Genomic DNA, 16689 nt, shown 5'->3' with positions numbered 1-16689 from the left:
CCCCGCCGGCCCGCGCTACGCTGGGTCGATGGACACCGCCCCCGCGCCGCCGCGTCCGCTCGTGGTCATCCGTTACTGTCCCAAGTGCCGCTGGCTCACCCGCGCCGCCTGGCTCGCCCAGGAGCTGCTCATCACCTTTCCGGACGAGATCGACGTGCTCCTGTCCCCTGGCGAGAGCGGCATCTTCGACGTCCTCCTCGACGGTTCCCTCCTCTTCTCGCGCGCCGCCGCCGAGCGCTTCCCCGAGCCCAAGGAGCTGAAGCAATCGCTCCGCGACCGCATCGCCCCCGCCCGCTCCCTCGGCCACTCCGACCGCTGATCCCATCTCTCCCCCCTGCTCCACGCTCGCCAGAGAGGTGGTCGCCCGCACAGGAGACGGGCCCAGATCGGCGTTTTCGGCGCGCAGGCGGACTCCAATCCGCCGAGCACCGAAAACGTCGAGATGGGCCCGTATCCGAAGCGGGCGCCCACCTCTCTAGATGTCGAAGTCGAGGATGGCGGGGTCCAGCTCGGCGCCGTCTGCGGGCGGGCCCTGCGAGGGCGAGGCGACGCGGAGCCGCGGCGCCTCGATCGCCACGCGCTGGCCGTCGGCGACGCTCTTCGTCAGGAACACCGAGCCGCCCACCACGCTCCCCTGCCCCAGCACCGTCTTGCCGCCGAGCACCGTCGCGTTCGCGTAGATGGTGACCTCGTCCTGGACCGTCGGGTGGCGCTTGATCCCCCGCGCGCCGCGCGAGTGCTGGGGCAACGAGACGGCGCCGAGCGTCACGCCCTGGTAGAGCTTGACGTGCGCGCCGATGTCGGTGGTCTCGCCCACGACGACGCCGGTGGCGTGATCGATGAAGAAGCTGTCGCCGATGTTGGCGCCCGGGTGGATGTCGGCGCCCGTCTTCGTGTGCGCCCACTCGCTCATGATCCGGGGCATGAGCGGCACGCCGAGCAGGTACAGCTCGTGCGCCACCCGGTGCACCGTCACGGCGAGCAGCCCTGGATAGGCCAGGATGACCTCGTCCATCGAGGCGGCCGCGGGGTCGCCGTCGTAGGCCGCCTGCACGTCGAGCAGGAGGCGGCGCCGGACGTCCGGCAGCCTGCTCACGAACACCCGCGCCACGTCGCGCCCGCGTTGCCGGCACTTCGGGACGTCGAGGCGGCCCGCGTCCACGGTCTCGTCCTGGAAGCACAGGCAGCGCTCGATCTGCCGCTCCAGCTTGGCTTGCAGCGTCGAGACCAGCGTGCCCACGTGGTAGAGCAGGTCCTGGTCCGAGAGGTCCTGTCGCCCGTGGTAGCCCGGGTAGAAGATCTGGAGGAGGAGATCGATGATCTCCGTGATCTCCTGGGGCGACGGGGTGAAGCGCTTGTTGATGTGGTGACCGCGGGGGTCCTCCCGGTAGCCCGCGATCAGCGCCTCGACGATGCCGTGCAGATCGCCCGCTGGGACAGGGGCGTCACCACATTTGTCGCTCACATCGACCTCACGAGGCCTTCATGCTCTCGACCTCGGCAAACATGCCTTCGAAGAGGGGCCCCGACAGGTAGCGCTCGCCGGCGTCCGGCAGGACGACCGCGATGGTCTTGCCGGCCCACTTCGGATCGCGCGCGAGCCTGGCCGCCGCGGCCATCGCCGCGCCGCACGAGACGCCGCAGAGGATGCCCTCCTCGCGGGCCAGGCGCCGCGACATCGTGATCGACTCCTCGTTGGAGACGGCCTCGACCTGGTCCACGAAGGAGAGGTCGAGGTTCTTGGGGACGAAGCCGGCGCCGACGCCCTGGATCTTGTGCGGCGACGGGGTGAGCGGCTGGCCGGCGAGCGTCTGCGCGATGACCGGCGAGTTGACCGGCTCGACGGCGACGGAGTGGAGGGCGCGGCCCCGGACGCGCTCGAAGTAGCGGCTGACGCCGGTGAGCGTGCCGCCGGTGCCGACGCCCGCGACGAAGACGTCGACGTTGCCGCCGGTGTCCTCCCAGATCTCGGGGCCGGTCGTTGTCTCGTGGATCGCGGGGTTCGCGGGGTTCTCGAACTGCCGCATCAGGACGTAGCGACCCGGGTCGGAGGCGGCCAGCGCCTCGGCCCTGGCGATGGCGCCGTTCATCCCCTGGGGGCCAGGCGTCAGGAGCAGCTTGGCCCCGAGGGCCACGAGCACCTTGCGGCGCTCCATGCTCATCGTCTCGGGCATGCTGAGCACGCACTCGATGCCGCGCGAGGCGGCGGCGAAGGCGAGCGCGATGCCGGTGTTGCCGCTGGTCGCCTCGACGATCGCCTTGCCGGGGCCGAGCAGCCCGCGCTTCTCGGCGTCCCAGACCATGGCCGCGCCGATGCGGCACTTGACCGAGTACGCCGGGTTCCGCCCCTCGATCTTCGCCAGCACGGTGGCGGCCGCGCCGTCGGTCACGCGGCGGATGCGAACGAGCGGCGTGCGGCCGATGCTCTGGGTGTTGTCGTCGTAGACGTGGGGGTAGTTGGTCATGGGGGTCGTGCCGGTGAGAGGGAGGAATGAGGAGATCCAGAGGCGCCCCGCGCTGTCAAGGCCCACGTGCGCTGCCCCGCGGTCGCGCTGCATTTCCAGAGCGCGGCGCCGCGTCCCGACGCGCCGTCGAGCGCGCCGGCCGCGCGAGCGCCTGCTCGCCCGGCAGGCGCTCGCGCGGCGAGCAGGCGAGAGCGGGCGGTAGGCCGGCGGCGCGCCATGCGAGGGCCGGGCGGCCTCGCGCGTGACGGCGGCCATGCCCCTCTTCTCCTCTTCCTCTTCCTTTCATCGCCGGCCGCCACCCCGTGGTGCCGCGGCGACCCGTTGGACCTGCAACGGCCCGCGCCGGGAGTCAGGTGCCGGGACGCGTGGTGGTCAGTCTGCCCATGAGCCGATCTTTGCCGTGATCTTGTATTGGAAGACGCGAAGTCGCTTACGCGCGAAGAACAGGAATCATCCCTGCCGTCGTATGAAAGGACCGGACCGAGGAGCAGGCATCGCTCCAGCGCCACCGCGCGCGTCCGCCTCTGCCCAGGCATTTCGGTTCTCGGACGCGATGACGCGACGCGGCCAGAACGCGCCTGCTGGCGGGATAAAAGCTTGCCAAGGTGCGTCATTGTCGACGCGCTCACGTCTGACGGAACACATGTACCCACAGCGGGTCGCGGCGACGTCACGGGCACCGCAAAGCCTCGTGGGCGCCCGAGCAAGTAAGGTGATTTCCTGAGGAATCCGCGAACCATGTCCATGGGACTACGTCAGACCATGTCCCCCTTCTTGACGTGCGTGGATGTGAGCTTATCTTGCTGAATTTGGCGCTTGCCCTGCGTGGCATACGCCTCGCATCATGGCTGAGCATGTTCCCCGCTGAGCCCAACCGCGCGGAGGTCCAACTGCCCCACGAGGATGATGAGCCTACTTTAATTTTCCGTCGTGCCCCCGCGCCGCCCGCGTCGCTCGCGGGCCTCGCGATGCGCGTCGAGGCGCCTGCGCCGGTCATGGCAGCTCCGACGCGGCGCTCCACATCTCGTCTGATCGCGCTGAGCGCGGGCGCTGGCCTGAGCTTCGCCGCGGTGCTGGGCGCGCTCGTCTCGGCGCAGCTCGGGGCGGCGGGGTTCGATCTCCGCGCGAGCTCGGTGCTCCAGCCCGCCGCGGCCGCGGCGGCCGTCCTGCGCACCAGGGGAGTGGCCGAGCCGGTCGAGGTGAAGGCAGAGCCGGCTGCGCCGGTCAAGGCGAAGGTGGAAGCGGCCGCGCCGGCCATCGCGCCAGAGGACCGCGCCGACGCGACGCTCGATCGCGCGGCCGTGATCCCCATCCCGGACGGGATCATCACCATCCCGGCGTCGTTCTCCTCGCCCGACGGGGCTTACGATCTGGTGGTCCATTTCCACGGGGTCAACGACGTTGTCCAGGCGGGGTTCGATCGCGCGGGGCTCAACGCGGTCGTGATGATCATCAACATGGGCATCAGCTCGGCCGCGTACGAGACCCGGTTCTCGATCCGCTCCTATCTGCCGGTGCTCCTCGCCAAGGCGCAGACGGCGCTCGAGGCGCGGGGGTTGCGCGACGCCCGGCTCAGGCGGGTCGCCCTCTCGGCGTTCAGCGCGGGGTACGCCGCGGTTCGCGGGCTCCTGAACCAGCCCGGGTTCTCTGACAAGGTGGACGCGGTGCTCCTGCTCGACGGCATCCACACCGGCTACATGCCGCTCGACCACAGCCTGGACATGGAGCGTCTCAAGCCGTTCGGGCGCTTCGCCGAGCTGGCGGCTTCCGGCAAGAAGCTCATGTCGATCACGCATTCGGAGATCATCCCGAACGGCGACTATGCCGGCACCCACGAGAGCACGGACGCACTCCTCAGGCTCACGGGCGCGCAGCGCGCTTCGGGCGAGGGCGCCGACGCGCAGGCGGTCTATGAGCTGACAGGAGGGGCGAGCGAGGCGCGTCCTCGCTTCTTGCCGCTCTCCGAGGCGCACAAGGGCGCATTTCACGTCCGCGGCTATCCGGGCACGCAGAAGCCAGACCACGTGAGGCATCTGACGCGCATGGCCGAGACGGCTTTACCTGATCTGGTCCGCTACTGGAGCGAGAACCCCGCTCGGTGATCTCCGACGGGGGCGACTCGCGGGCGCGCGAGCCGTCGAGCGGACGGTGTATTACGGAGACGGTGTCGTCTTCGTTCGAGATCTCGTCGCGACGCTGTTGCTGAGCGCGTGAATCGCGACCGCTGCTGCCGGCGGCGGCGAGCGGTCTTCCCTGCCCTCTCGTTGGCGCTGGCTCCTGCGATCGTCCTCTGCTACCGGCGGCGCGATGGGCAAGCCGGACCTGTTCGCAAAGCGAACGTTCGTCGAAGAGACGGAGCGCCTCACCGGAGGCGCAATCACATGGCAGGATCCACCGGAGATCCGGCTCGAGAAGGTGCAGAGCGACGGCTTGCTCCTGATCCACGGCCCGGATCTCCTGGCGCAGCTGACGCCGCCGTGGCCTTGCGCGCGAGGCCACGAGGAGGTGATGGTCGAGCTGAAGCTCGCCGGCGATCACGTGGACCGGAAAGCGGTAGAGAGGGCCCTCTTGCGGCGACAGGCGAGGCAACTGCAGCGCGTGGAGGGGGAGCAGACTCCGTCCTGGCCGGGCCACGAGCCGCTCTGGTTGATCGCGCCGCATGTGCCGGAGTGGCTGGGACAGGCCTACGCGCCCGCGCGCTTCGCGCCCGGCTGTTACCGGGTCGAGCCGCTGGGGCATTGCTTCGTGTGGGTCGCGGCGAACGAGCTCCCGCTGCGGGACGAGCTGGTGGCGTTCCTGGTCGCCCGCTCCGGTCGAGCCCTCGACGAGTTCGGCCGGTGGGTCGCTGGACGTCGACCGATCGAGTGGGTGCTGTCCATGCTAGAGTACCTGGCGATGTCAGCGACGACGCGTGAGGAGCTCCTGTGGAGGTTCGGCAAGGCCGAGGACCCCGAGGTCGAGGCCCGGCGGCAGCGCATCCTCGAGGTGCTGCTCGAAGCGAGCCCGCAGGTTCAGGAGCGGCTCATCGAGAAGGGCATCGAGAAGGGCATCCAGAAGGGTATCGACGAAGGCCGACTGAAAGAGGCCCGCGCTGCCCTCCGACGCGTGCTCGCGCGGCGGCAGCTCGAGCTGAGCCCGGGGGACGACGCTCGCATCGAGGCCTGCGTCGAGCTGAAGACGCTGGAAAGGTGGCACGACCAGGCGATCACCGCCGCGAGCGCCTCGGAGGCGCTGCAGTAGCCGCTCCCGGCACCCCGTGCGCGCCGTGCCGCCCTGGCGCGACGACGCCCCCCACGAACGTCCCGTCATCGCGCACCACGATCGGACCGCTTCTCGCAGCGACGATGAGGCGCGCCCCTCCGCGCTGACGCGCTGAACGTTCTTGCAAAGATCCTCTAGAGCGACAAACGGGTTGAAACCACGAGAAAAAGCAGGAATTTCACAGGGAGGCGGGGAGGCGGGGAGCGAGAGACGGCAGGAGAAAGAACTTCATTTTTTTCTTCCTCCCCGCCTCCCCGCCTCCCTGTGAAAATTCTTCGGGTTTCAACGTGATAGATGGGATGAGGCAGCCCAAGGGGCGCCTGGACCCACGATGCCGACCGCACCGACTCGAGCTTCTGCTCGACGCATTCGCGCGGCGGGGCCTGCGAAGACAGCCCGCAGCACCGTGGAGGTCGGCCAATCGGCAGCAGAACGAGCTGGAGCGCGCAGGAAAGAGCCGCTCGGAGCAGCAAGCAACGTGGCCGACCTCTCGCCTGCAGGGTTGCCTGCGGGCACCCCCACGCGTTCGAAGACGCAGTCGACGGGGGCCCAGGAGAGGTCAGCCATGCGAAGTGTAGCGCTGGATCTGGGGGTCAACGAGATTTCGTTCTGCGAGGTGGCGGGCGGAGCCGTGGTGCTACGACGCACGGTCCGCTCGCTCGATTCGCTCCACGATGTCCTCGGTCCGTCGTCCTCGCCGGCCCGGGTGGCGATCGAGGCGTGCCGCGAGGCCTGGGTGGTTCACGACAAGCTCCGCGACTGGGGCCACGACGTCTTGGTCGTCGACACCACGCGAGCACGTCAGCTCGGCGTTGGCCAGCACGGCCGCAAGAATGATCGCCTCGATGCCGAGGCGCTGGCGCGCGCCGTCGAGCGCGGGGGCATTCCGCTCGCTCACGTGCTGTCGCCCCACCGGCGAGCCATACGCCACCAGCTGGCCGTGCGACGCGCGCTGGTCGAGACGCGGGCCCAGTATGTCACCACCGTGCGCGGCATCCTGCGCGCCTGCGGACACAAGCTCGCGACGTGCATGACCGAGGATTTTATCGCGCGGCTGAGCGAGGCCGCTTTGCCAGCCGAGACCCGTCGGCTGGTCGGGCCCTTGGTGACCGCGCTGGAGGTGCTCAACCCCCAGATCGCGCTGGTCGATGCCGCGCTCGAGCAGCTGTGCGCCCACGAGCCGGTGATCGCGCGGCTGACCACGGCGCCCGGTGTGGGGCTGGTCGTCGCCGTCGCGTTCGTCTCGGTCGTGGATGAAGCCAAGCGCTTTCGCCACCCCCACCAGCTCGCCTCCTACCTGGGTCTGGTTCCCTTGGAGGACACCACCGGCGGGCGCGACAAGCGGCGGCTGGGCTCGATCACCAAGCAAGGCAACGCGTACCTGCGCACGCTGCTGACGCAGGCCGCGCACACGATCCTGCGACACAAGAACAAGAGCGGCGACGACCCGCTGCGTCGATGGGCAGATGCCATTGCCGAACGCCGAGGTCGACACATCGCGGTCGTGGCGCTGGCGCGGCGGCTGTCGGGGGTGCTGTGGGCCATGTGGCGTGACGGCACGCTCTACGACGCGCAGAGCGCAGCGGCTGCCTCGGCCAAGGGCCTGCGCCTGCAGGCGCAGTCGCTCGAGCAGCAGGCACAGGCCATGAAGCGAGCCACGGTCAAAGCGCGCCGCCGGCAGCGGTCCATCGACAAGGGGCTCGACGCCGCCGCGGCAGCGGCCCCATCGAGGCCGACCTCGACCTCAAGGAGGGCCTCGATGAACTGACTTCCCCCACACGGGGGACATGCGCCACGAGCGCGCCACGCCAGGAGCGTGAAAGAGGGCTACGTGGATGAGCGCGGGAACACCGAGGGCGCTCCGCCTCTGGGTCGAACACGCCGTTTGATAGATTGCGCCTCCACGATCCCGTTTCGGACCCCAGCGTGCATCCAGGCCACCAAGGCGACTGCCGGCCTGAGAATGCGGATCGTCGATTGAGCCACAGCTCGCTCCTGCGGACGCGACGCCGCGCTCCAGCCCAACCGTAACGACGCCCGCCAGGGCGAAGGGAGACGTCCATGCCGAAACGACCTGCACCGACCACACCGAGCGCTACCGCTGCCGAGCCGAAGCCGGCCAGCTGCGGAAAGAGAGCGCTCAAGCCCTTGACCTCAGGGCTGCCTCATCGTCGGTGTTCTAGTCCGTCCTGACCCGAGTCGACACCGTCCGTGCAGTCCTGCGCAGGGGTTCATTCCACACTCCATGAGGAGTCTGAGAACCACGCCGCAGCCCGAGAGCCTGTGCGCCGGAAGCCAGGGAGTCGGCCGCGACAGCGGCAAGCCGCCTGCCGGAGCCCGCCTGCAACGACGCGAGCGTGGCAGAACGCATCACGCTGGGGCGCTCATGCCGGACTGAGCAGGATGCACCGTGAAGCGAGAGAGAGCGGAGCGCCGGCAAGGCAGAGATGCCATTCCGGTATCGAACTTGCTTTTCCACCATAAAAAGGTGGTGGTGCGACGATGGTCGGACAAAGACAGGCGCGAATCGCGGCGCGGCGCACCCAGGACGAGCGGCCCGCGACCCTTCCATCCCGCCGGAGGCGCGGCGCAGGCGCGGCGGACGCGGACAGCCCGCGCTCGACTGCCGCGAAGGGACAGACGGACGGCGCCGCAGCGCCGCGCCAGACCTTGACCTACGCGGATGCGCTCGAGGGCGCCCGGAAGGGGCCGTTCCCGGACGAGGTGGAGCCCCAGCTCGCGACGCTGGTCACCGGGCCGCCCCAGGGCGAGGGATGGCTGTACGAGGTGAAATTCGACGGCTACCGCATGCTCGCGAAGCTCCGCGGCGGCCGCGTGACGCTCCTGACCCGCCGGGGTCAGGACTGGACCGAGCGGTTCCCGGGCGTGCGCGACGACCTCGCCCGCCTGCCAGCACGAGAGGCAGTGCTGGACGGCGAGATGGTCGTGGTCGGGCGAGATGGCGTGACGGATTTTCAGGCGCTCCAGAACGCGCTGAGCGACGGGAACGACGGGCGCGAAGGACGCCTGATGTACTTCGCTTTCGACCTGCTGTACCTGGACGGACGCGATCTCCGCGGGTGCGCGCAGGTCAGCCGCAAGCGGGCGCTCCAGGCGCTCCTCGCGGAAGTCCCGGAGGAAGGGACTCTGCGCTACACGGAGCACCTCGAGGAGGACGGCGCCGCCGTCTTCCAGCACGCCTGCAAGCTTGGCATCGAGGGCGTCATCGCGAAGCGGCCGGAGGCTCCCTACCACAGCGGGCGCGGGAACAGCTGGCTCAAGGTGAAGTGCGGTCGACGCCAGGAGTTCGTGATCGTCGGTTTCACCGAGCCGACGGGAGCCCGCCAGGGCCTCGGGGCGATCCTCGTCGGCGTGAACACGTCAGGCAAGCTCGTCTATGCAGGAAAGGTCGGCACGGGCTTCACGAGCAAGACACTGACCACCCTGCGCCGCCAGCTCGAGGCCCTCGAGCGCGCGAAGCCTGCCTTCGAAGGGGCGCCGCGCATGCGCGGCGTGCACTGGGTGGAGCCCAGGCTCATCGCAGAGGTCCACTTCTCGGCGTGGACGCGCGACGGCCGGCTGCGGCATCCCTCGTTCGAGGGGCTCCGCGAGGACCGCACCCCGGAGTCGGTCACCGTCGAGCGCGAGCAGCCGCCGCCCGAGCTTCCGCCGAAAACGTCGGGCGGCCCGTCGCGCAAGATGCCGGGCAAGTCAGCCGGCGTGTCGAGGAAGGCGGCAAGCGCGGCGCCGGGCAAGGCGGCAAGCGCGGCGCCAGTCACGTCAGCGGGCGTGTCGAACAAGGCGATCAGCAAGACGACGAGCGCAGCGCCGGGAAAGGCGTCGCGCGGCGGCCGGAGCGGCGGGGCGGAGAGGGTCGAGGTCGCCGGGGCGCGGCTGACGAACCCCGACAAGGTGCTCTATCCGGCCCAGGGGATCACGAAGCTCGCGCTCGCCAACTACTACGCTCAGATCGCCGATCACATGCTGCCCTATGTCGCAAACCGGCTGCTCACCCTGGTGCGCTGCCCCGAGGGCCAGGGCAAACCGTGCTTCTTCCAGCGACACGAGGCCGAGGGGCTCTCCGAGGCGATCCGGCGGACCACCGTCGAGGAGGACGACGGAAAGCGCACCTACCTCTACGTCGAGACGTCGCAAGGGCTCGTGTCCCTCGTGCAGATGGGGGCGCTCGAGATGCACATCTGGGGGAGCCGCGCGGACCGGATCGAGCAGCCAGACATGATGGTCTTCGACCTCGACCCCGCGCCGGAGCTGCCGTGGGAGCGCGTGGCGGACGCCGCGAGGACGGTGCGGCGCCTCCTGGAGACGCTGGGGCTGCGGAGCTTCGTCAAGACGACCGGCGGCAAAGGGCTCCACGTCGTCGTCCCGATCGAGGCGCGCAGAGGCTGGGACGAGGTGAAGCCGTTCACGAAGGCCGTGGCCGACGCGCTCGTGCGCTTCGATCCGTCGCGGTACATCGCGACGCTGTCCAAGGCCAAGCGCACCGGCAAGGTCTTCGTCGATTACCTGCGGAACGGACGCGGGGCGACCGCCGTGGCCCCCTACTCGACACGGGCTCGCCCCGGCGCCGCCGTCGCGACCCCGCTCTCGTGGGACGAGCTCGACGCGCCGCTCGATCCGACCTCGTTCACGATCGACACCGTGCCGCAGCGGATCGCGACGATCCCCGATCCATGGACGGAGCTCACCAGCGTGCGCCAGTCCATCACGAGCGCGATGATGAAGCAGGTCGGGCTCTGATTCCCCTCGACCCGAGCCCCGGCGATCCAGGAGCCGGTGAGCAGATCGAAAAAGAGAGCGTCCAGCGACACAGGGAATGCACTCACTGACGTTCCGTTCAGCATGATCGAATGACGCAACATGGCGGCGAGCGCTTGGTTGACGGCGCCGCACCCGCGCTGCATCGTCCAACGGGTCAGCCATGGCCAAGGACCGGAGCTCCAGCGCGCTGGCGGAAATCGCGGAGCGACTCCACCAGTTCGACGGTGAACCGCTGCGGGTCGCGTTCCTGGCGCGAGGCATCGACGCGCTCACGCAGGTCGCCGAGCGGCTCGATCAGAGCGAGCTTGGCGAGGTCGTCGCCTCGCCCAGCAATGCGGACGCCCTGGTGACGGCGCTCACGCAGCCGAGCGCCGTCGGCCTCTTCTCCGCGGCGGATCCGCTCACGCCGGCCCGCCTCCGCGGCCTCCAGGCGCGCGACGCGCTCCTCGCGGCCGAGGGAGGGACGCTCACCGCGGAGGAGGTCGGCGAGGTGCTCCACCTCTCGACCCAGGCCATCGAGACGCGGCGCGCGGCCGGGAGGCTCCTCGCCGTGGACGTCGGCCGTCGCGGCCCCCTCTACCCTGCATGGCAGTTCGCGGACGACGGCGTGCTGCCCGGGCTGGAAGAGATCCTGGCGCTCCTCGAGGAGCATCCGCCGCTGGCGAAGATCCGGTTCTTCCTTTCCGGCAACCACCGCCTCGACGGCGAGCGGCCGCTCGACCGGGCTCGCCGCGGCGACCTCGATCCCGTGCGGCGCGCCGCGCGCACCTTCGGCGAGCACGGCGCGGCCTGAGAGCGCCCGGCGATGACGAGGCCGCCGCGCTCGCCAGGGTTCCCGGCGAGCGCGCTCCGCCCACCGCGCGACGGCAACGAAGGCTCAGGGCGTGAGCCGGTCGCCGCGCGCACAAGGCATCCTGTCGTCCGTTCGTGCAGGGCAGAATCGATATGAAGACAACGCTCGGGCCTCACCCGGATCCGCCGGTCGACCTCGCGGCGCGGCCGCTTCCGGTCACCCTCTTCCGGCGGTGCTGGTTCCGGGTTCATCGGCTCGCGCACGACCCGCTCTTCTTCGGGCGCTCGGGCGACAACCGCTTCGACGCGCCCGCGGGAGAGTTCGGGGTGCTGTACGCCGGCAAGGACGAGCGCTGCGCCTTCATCGAGGTGTTCGGCCACGCGACCGGCGTGCGCTTCGTGGAGCAGGGCGAGCTCGCCGCGCGCGGGCTCGCGCGCATCGCGCCGAGGCGGCCGCTCCGGCTCGTGAACCTCGCGGGAGGAGGGCTCGCGCGGCTCGGCGCCGATGCCCGCCTCACCTCGGGGGAATCGTACGCGGCCGCTCACCGCTGGTCGCTCGCGATCCACGAGCACCCGAGGAGACCTGACGGGATCGTCTACGCCGCGCGGCACGACCCGAGCCGCCTTTGCGCCGCGCTCTTCGAGCGCGCCAGCGCGGAGCTGGAGGTCACCCAGCTCGGCTCCCTCGCGGATCCGGCGCACGCGGCGCTCCTCGCCAGGCTCCTGGATCTGTACAGGTTCGGGCTCGTCTGAGCGCCGGCGAGCGCGCGGGGTCGCGGCGCCCGCGGGGCGCTCGCCGGGCACGACGCGGCGGCGCGCGCGAGCCCCGCGATCGAGCGCGCCGGCACAGCCGGTGCTTCCCATGAAAGGAGGCGCGCGGCGCGCGTGGCCGAGCGGCCCGGGGGGCGATGAAAATCAAGAATCTGCGGCTGGAAACAGGCTATCTCGTGGAGCCCATTCCGCTCCAGAGAGGGATCTCGATTCACCAGATCCAGATCGCGACGATCGGCGGAGAGGGGACATGCCGCGTCCAGCTCTCGCTCGATCCCAACCGCTGCACGGTCGACAGCTTCGGCGAGGCGAAGGTGTGCACGAAGGTGGCGCCGGTCCACCTGGAGGCGGACGTGGAGATCCTCGAGGAGTGCGATGAGAAGCAGCTGCTCGCCCTCAAGTTCGACGGGGGCAATGGTCCCGCGCTCCGGCTCGCGCTCCTGCCGCTCTGCGGCGCGGGCAAGGAGGCGATCCTCGCGCGGCTCCTGATCTTCGGGGAGGGCGGTGAGCTCATGGCCATCCTGCCGATGCAGGGCTGGTCGGCGGGCTGCGTGGTGGTGTGAGCGTGGCATCGCGGCACCGCCGCGCGCGCGCCGCCTGAGCCCGGAGACGGGCGCCGCTCAGGCGCCCTGCGGACCGCTGCCGCCGGGCCCGAATGGACCGGGCGTCCCGCCAGCCACACCGGCAGGACCCGGGCCGTGGGCGCCAGGAGCGCCAGGCGGCGCGCCATGCCCGGGAGCGGCCCCGTAGGCGCCGGCGGGCGCGCCATACGCGGCCCCAGGCGGCGCGCCGTAAGCGCCGTAGGCGGCGCCGGGGGCAGCTCCAGGGGGCGCGCCATAGGCGGCGCCGGGGGCTCCAGGAGGCGCGCCGTAGGCGGCGCCGGGAGCGCCGTAGGCGGCGCCGGGAGCGCCGTAGGCGGCGCCGGGGGCTCCAGGAGGCGCGCCGTAGGCGGCGCCGGGAGCGCCGTAGGCGGCGCCGGAGGCTCCAGGAGGCGCGCCGTAGGCGGCGCCGGGGGCTCCAGGAGGCGCGCCGTAGGCGCCGGCGGGGACGCCATGGCCATGGGCGGCACCGGGCTGGAGCCCCGGGGGCGCGCCGTGGGCACCGGGCGGCACGCCGTACGCGCCAGCCGGCGCGCCGTAGCCGCCCGGCTGGGCCCCCGGGAACGCACCACCGTAGGCGCCGGGCTGGGCCCCCGGCGGCGCGCCGTAGGCCGCCGGCGGCGGATAGCCGCCGAGCGGCGCAGCGGCGGCGGGCCCCTGCCCGGGCGGATTGGCCGCCTCCATGGCGACACGGCGCGGATTGGCCGGATCGTAGCGCACCGTGACGATGCACCCCGGCTGGATACGAGGGGCCGCCAGCACCGACACGAGCGCGACCGTCTCCACCTGATAGGGCGGCATGCCCGGCGGCATCACCTCGAGGAGCAGCTTGAGGCTGTAGGAGTCCTGAGCGCCCATGGACACCTTCATGCCCGTCTCCTGGTACTGCAGCACGCGGGCCGCGCAGGAGACGCCGATCCGGAGGAGCTGCTGCTGCTCCTGCTGCTGCGCCCTGAGCGGGCCGAGGACCTTCTTCCAGACCCCCCAGAGGATCGCCGCGGTGATCCCGAGCGGCAAGAGGACGCTCAGCACAATGATCAGCAGGGTGGACGTCATCCCGTCAGCGTACCAGGCCGGCCGCCGGGAGCACCAGCGCATCGACGCGCTCCGACACTGCGCGGCGCCCGCGCGGCGCCGCGGTCACGAGGCGCCGTGACGATCCTCAAGGGCCAGGGCAGCGGCGGTACGTGAGGCCATACTCGATCTGGACCTGGACGTCGGTGGTGTCGTTCGTCAACACCCCCGAGCGCGCCGGCGCCAGGCGGTTGGTCACGTACAGGCTCGTCTTGATGTTGAGCGGCCGCACGGTGCCGCACTCCGACCAGACCGTCGTCGCGAAGCTGTCCGTGCGCGAGAAGTTGTTCGTGAAAGGCCCGATCATGCTCCACGTCACCGGACCGGAGGTGAGCGGCGACCCCGAGAAATAATACGATGTCTCGTGGAGCCCCTGGACGCTCGGCTCCAGGTCGGCGAACCCCCGGTACGTGGCGTCGAAGACGGCCACCTGCCACCCCGGCTCGAACCGCAGGTCCACCGCCAGCTGGCAGAAAGAGCGGTTCGCGCCGCGGGCGGCGCCCGGGCCGGCCTGAGCCTCGAACTGATCGAAGATGATCGTCAACGCCTTCTGATCGGGGGAGATCACCCCCGCAGCGGAGCCGACAGGACATCCGCTGCCGGCATACGTGAACGCCTCGATCCGCGCGTTCTGCGCCAGCGCGGGGAAGGCGAAGAGGAATACCGAAGAAAAGACGAACGCCCATCGCAGCAACATGCTCGCCCCCTTTCATAGACTGACGACATCGCGTCGTCGTCGTGCGTCGGCGCCAGCGCGCGGTTCGCGCTATCGCAGGTCAGCCGACATGTCCTGATGAGGATGCGATGGCGGCGCGCTCCGCGCAACCTGCGCGGCGCACGCTCACGCACGCTCACCCTGAACCGGTATCGGCGCCCGCCCATGGCCGGGAACCGCGGAGCGAAGCGGCGCCCGCGGGACTCGCGGACTTTCGACCAGAACGCGGAGTCCGACGAAAGGGGAAGACACGGCTCCTCGGGCCACGGCGCCCCGGCGCGAACACCGCTCTCGAGGCGCGCTGCCTGAAGCGGTGGACCGCGATCACGGGAGCGGCGAGGCGGCGACGCGGAACACCGGCACCAGATTCACACGCTCGTCCCAGGACGGGTGGCGCCGGTAGAAGAAGTCGAGCCGAGCCCTCGAGTCCTTCGCGAACGCAGGGTCGCGCAGGCGCGCCTCGAACTCGGCGCGCAGCGCCGGATCGGCGGCGAGCATCCTGCGGGCCTCCTCCTCGGCGACGTAGGCCTCCATGTACTCCTTGCGCTCGAAGGCGGCGTTGAAGAAGCCCCAGGCCACGAGGGAGTCGGGCGCGAGCGGCTCGAGGAGGTGCAGGACGAGCGGCGCCCGCGGCTGCGCGATCGGGACGAAGAGCGAGCCGCTCGGCAGGTCGTACCGCTCCGGCCGGAAGGCGCCCTGGAGCTTCACGGGCGTCCGGCCCTCGAAAGAAGGCTCGAACGACACGGCGTCGGCCCGGAACGCCTCGACGGCGAAGCCGGGGCGCGCCCCGGGCAGGAGCTGGTAGCGCACCCCGTGCAGGCGCAGCTTGTCGGCCACCCAGGCCGCGTGCGCCGCCGGGACGACATAGCCGGCCGCGGGCGCGGTGACGGTCAGGCCCGGCTCGATCTGGTCGAACAGGGGCACGCGCCAGATCTCCGGGCGCGCCTCGTCGTAGCGCGTCCACGTGCCGCCGGAGATCTCCGAGGGGCGCTTCTCGTAGGCGAACCCGCGGAACGGGAAGACGCGCGAGACAGGCGACGCGCGGTGCGTGAGGGCGAAGGGGGCGCCGGCGAGGCGCGCGCCGGCGGCGTCCGCGCGATCGACGGCCGCGCGGAGGGCGCCCGCGCCGGCGGCGACGCGCTCGAAGAGCGCCGCGAGGAGGTCGTGGACCGCGCGGACCCGCGCGGGGTGGGTGGCCCAGCTGTGCGTCTCGACGAGCACGCCGATGCGGTTGCGGGCGGCGCTGTAAGACTGCGAGTAGCGCGGCGACCCGGGCGTGGCGGAGATCCCCGATGCGGGGTCGTCGTCCTCGCGGAACGACGGGTAGAAAGGGAGCGGGAGGTGGCCGAGCGCCGAGAGGCGCGCCTGGAGCGCCTCGGAGAGGCCGCGCGCCTCGGCGTCGAGGCCGCCGGGGTGCGGCGCCGACGGCTCGACGATGACCGCGACGTCGTGCTGGAACTTCGCGCCGTCGGTCGTGTGCAGGTCGACCTGGACCACCGGGTCCCAGGCGTCGAGGAGCGCCAGCATCGCCCGCATCTCGGGCGACTCGGCCTTCATGTAATCGCGGTTCAGGTTGAGGTTCTGCGCGGTGGTGCGAAAGCCCATCTCCTCGGGCCCGCGCTGGTTGGGCCGCTGGTTCCGTCGGAACCGCTCGTGGCCGTCGACGTTGAACACCGGCACGAAGATCGCCGTGGCCGCGGAGAGCGCGCCCGGCGCCATGGCGCCGTCGAGCAGCTCGCGGAGCGCCCAGAAACCGCCGTCCTTGCCGTCGATCTCGCCGGCGTGGATGCCACCCTGGAACAGGATCACCGGGCGCCGCTTCGCCCGGGTCGCGGCCGGGTCGAGCGCGCCGTCGGCGGAGGCGGCGATCGCGAGCATGGGCCTGCCCTCGGGCGTGGTGCCGAAGCGGACACAGCGGGCGCGGCCCGGGTAAGCCTGCTCGAAGGCGCGGCACAGCTGCTCGACCTCGGCGTAGCGGCCGGTGCGCTGGAAGCCGGTCCGCTCCGCCTCGGTGACGAGCGAAGGCGGCGGCGCTGGCGGCGCGGGCGCCCTCCCGGAAGCGCCGGCCGGCGTTGCGGGCGCGGGCGCCTGGCAGGCCGTCACCAGCGAGATCAGCGCGGTTCCGCGGCGAAGGACGCGGCCAGGGAGCGCGGCGCGGGGGCGACTCATCGCGGGAGTCGACCAAATTCCGCGCTCAACGGCAAGGCGTGCTCCCTCCGTCCGGCGCGAGGTA

13 protein-coding genes are annotated in these 16689 nt (G+C 71.2%); 8 read left to right on the top strand and 5 right to left on the bottom strand.

Going from position 1 to position 16689, the window contains the following annotated elements; all coding sequences use genetic code 11:
- Positions 1-28 precede the first annotated feature (28 nt).
- Positions 29-319, top strand: a complete 291-nt coding sequence (locus WME85_RS21790; protein ID WP_437840627.1) for a SelT/SelW/SelH family protein — start codon at positions 29-31, stop codon at positions 317-319.
- Between the two features lie 156 nt (positions 320-475).
- Here WME85_RS21790 and WME85_RS21785 read toward each other — a convergent pair whose 3' ends face one another.
- Both WME85_RS21785 and cysK read right to left on the bottom strand, forming a co-directional pair.
- On the bottom strand, positions 476-1465 hold the full coding sequence (locus tag WME85_RS21785) for a serine O-acetyltransferase (protein WP_437840626.1): 990 nt from the start codon (positions 1463-1465) through the stop codon (positions 476-478).
- 7 nt (positions 1466-1472) lie between these two features.
- Positions 1473-2465 carry a cysteine synthase A gene (gene cysK / locus WME85_RS21780; protein ID WP_437311357.1) on the bottom strand — a complete coding sequence of 331 codons (993 nt, stop codon included), beginning with the start codon at positions 2463-2465 and terminating at the stop codon, positions 1473-1475.
- An 800-nt stretch (positions 2466-3265) separates the two neighbouring features.
- On the opposite strand from cysK, the gene WME85_RS21775 reads away from it, so the two are divergent.
- From WME85_RS21775 to WME85_RS21745, 7 genes are all read left to right on the top strand, one after another.
- Positions 3266-4567 carry a hypothetical protein gene (locus tag WME85_RS21775; RefSeq protein WP_437840625.1) on the top strand — a complete coding sequence of 434 codons (1302 nt, stop codon included), beginning with the start codon at positions 3266-3268 and terminating at the stop codon, positions 4565-4567.
- Positions 4568-4772: 205 nt separating this feature from the next.
- Positions 4773-5705 (top strand): hypothetical protein, encoded by a 933-nt coding sequence (locus tag WME85_RS21770; protein ID WP_437840624.1) that lies wholly within the window; start codon positions 4773-4775, stop codon positions 5703-5705.
- 586 nt (positions 5706-6291) lie between these two features.
- A complete protein-coding gene (locus WME85_RS21765) occupies positions 6292-7494 on the top strand; it encodes an IS110 family transposase (RefSeq protein WP_437840623.1) in 1203 nt (400 codons plus the stop codon).
- Positions 7495-8396: 902 nt separating this feature from the next.
- Complete coding sequence (gene ligD / locus WME85_RS21760) at positions 8397-10484, top strand: DNA ligase D (protein ID WP_437840622.1); 2088 nt, start codon at positions 8397-8399, stop codon at positions 10482-10484.
- Between the two features lie 181 nt (positions 10485-10665).
- Positions 10666-11298, top strand: a complete 633-nt coding sequence (locus WME85_RS21755; RefSeq protein ID WP_437840621.1) for a hypothetical protein — start codon at positions 10666-10668, stop codon at positions 11296-11298.
- A 152-nt stretch (positions 11299-11450) separates the two neighbouring features.
- Positions 11451-12050: an RES family NAD+ phosphorylase gene (locus WME85_RS21750; RefSeq protein ID WP_437840620.1), complete on the top strand. Its 600-nt coding sequence runs from the start codon at positions 11451-11453 to the stop codon at positions 12048-12050.
- Positions 12051-12205: 155 nt separating this feature from the next.
- Positions 12206-12631 (top strand): hypothetical protein, encoded by a 426-nt coding sequence (locus WME85_RS21745; protein ID WP_437840619.1) that lies wholly within the window; start codon positions 12206-12208, stop codon positions 12629-12631.
- Positions 12632-12688: 57 nt separating this feature from the next.
- Here WME85_RS21745 and WME85_RS21740 read toward each other — a convergent pair whose 3' ends face one another.
- The 3 genes from WME85_RS21740 to WME85_RS21730 form a co-directional block, all read right to left on the bottom strand.
- Positions 12689-13723, bottom strand: coding sequence for a hypothetical protein (locus tag WME85_RS21740; RefSeq protein ID WP_437840618.1), 1035 nt, complete (start codon positions 13721-13723; stop codon positions 12689-12691).
- Between the two features lie 106 nt (positions 13724-13829).
- The gene (locus WME85_RS21735; protein ID WP_437840617.1) at positions 13830-14438 is read right to left on the bottom strand and encodes a DUF4360 domain-containing protein; all 609 of its coding nucleotides are present in this window, start codon (positions 14436-14438) and stop codon (positions 13830-13832) included.
- Between the two features lie 342 nt (positions 14439-14780).
- On the bottom strand, positions 14781-16625 hold the full coding sequence (locus WME85_RS21730) for a M14 family zinc carboxypeptidase (RefSeq protein WP_437840616.1): 1845 nt from the start codon (positions 16623-16625) through the stop codon (positions 14781-14783).
- Between the last annotated feature and the right edge of the window lie 64 nt (positions 16626-16689).

This window comes from Sorangium sp. So ce1153, assembly GCF_051521595.1.
GTDB lineage: Bacteria > Myxococcota_A > Polyangia > Polyangiales > Polyangiaceae > Sorangium.
The sequence above is the reverse complement of the archived record's forward strand: the minus strand, read 5'-3'. Positions and strand labels throughout refer to the sequence as shown.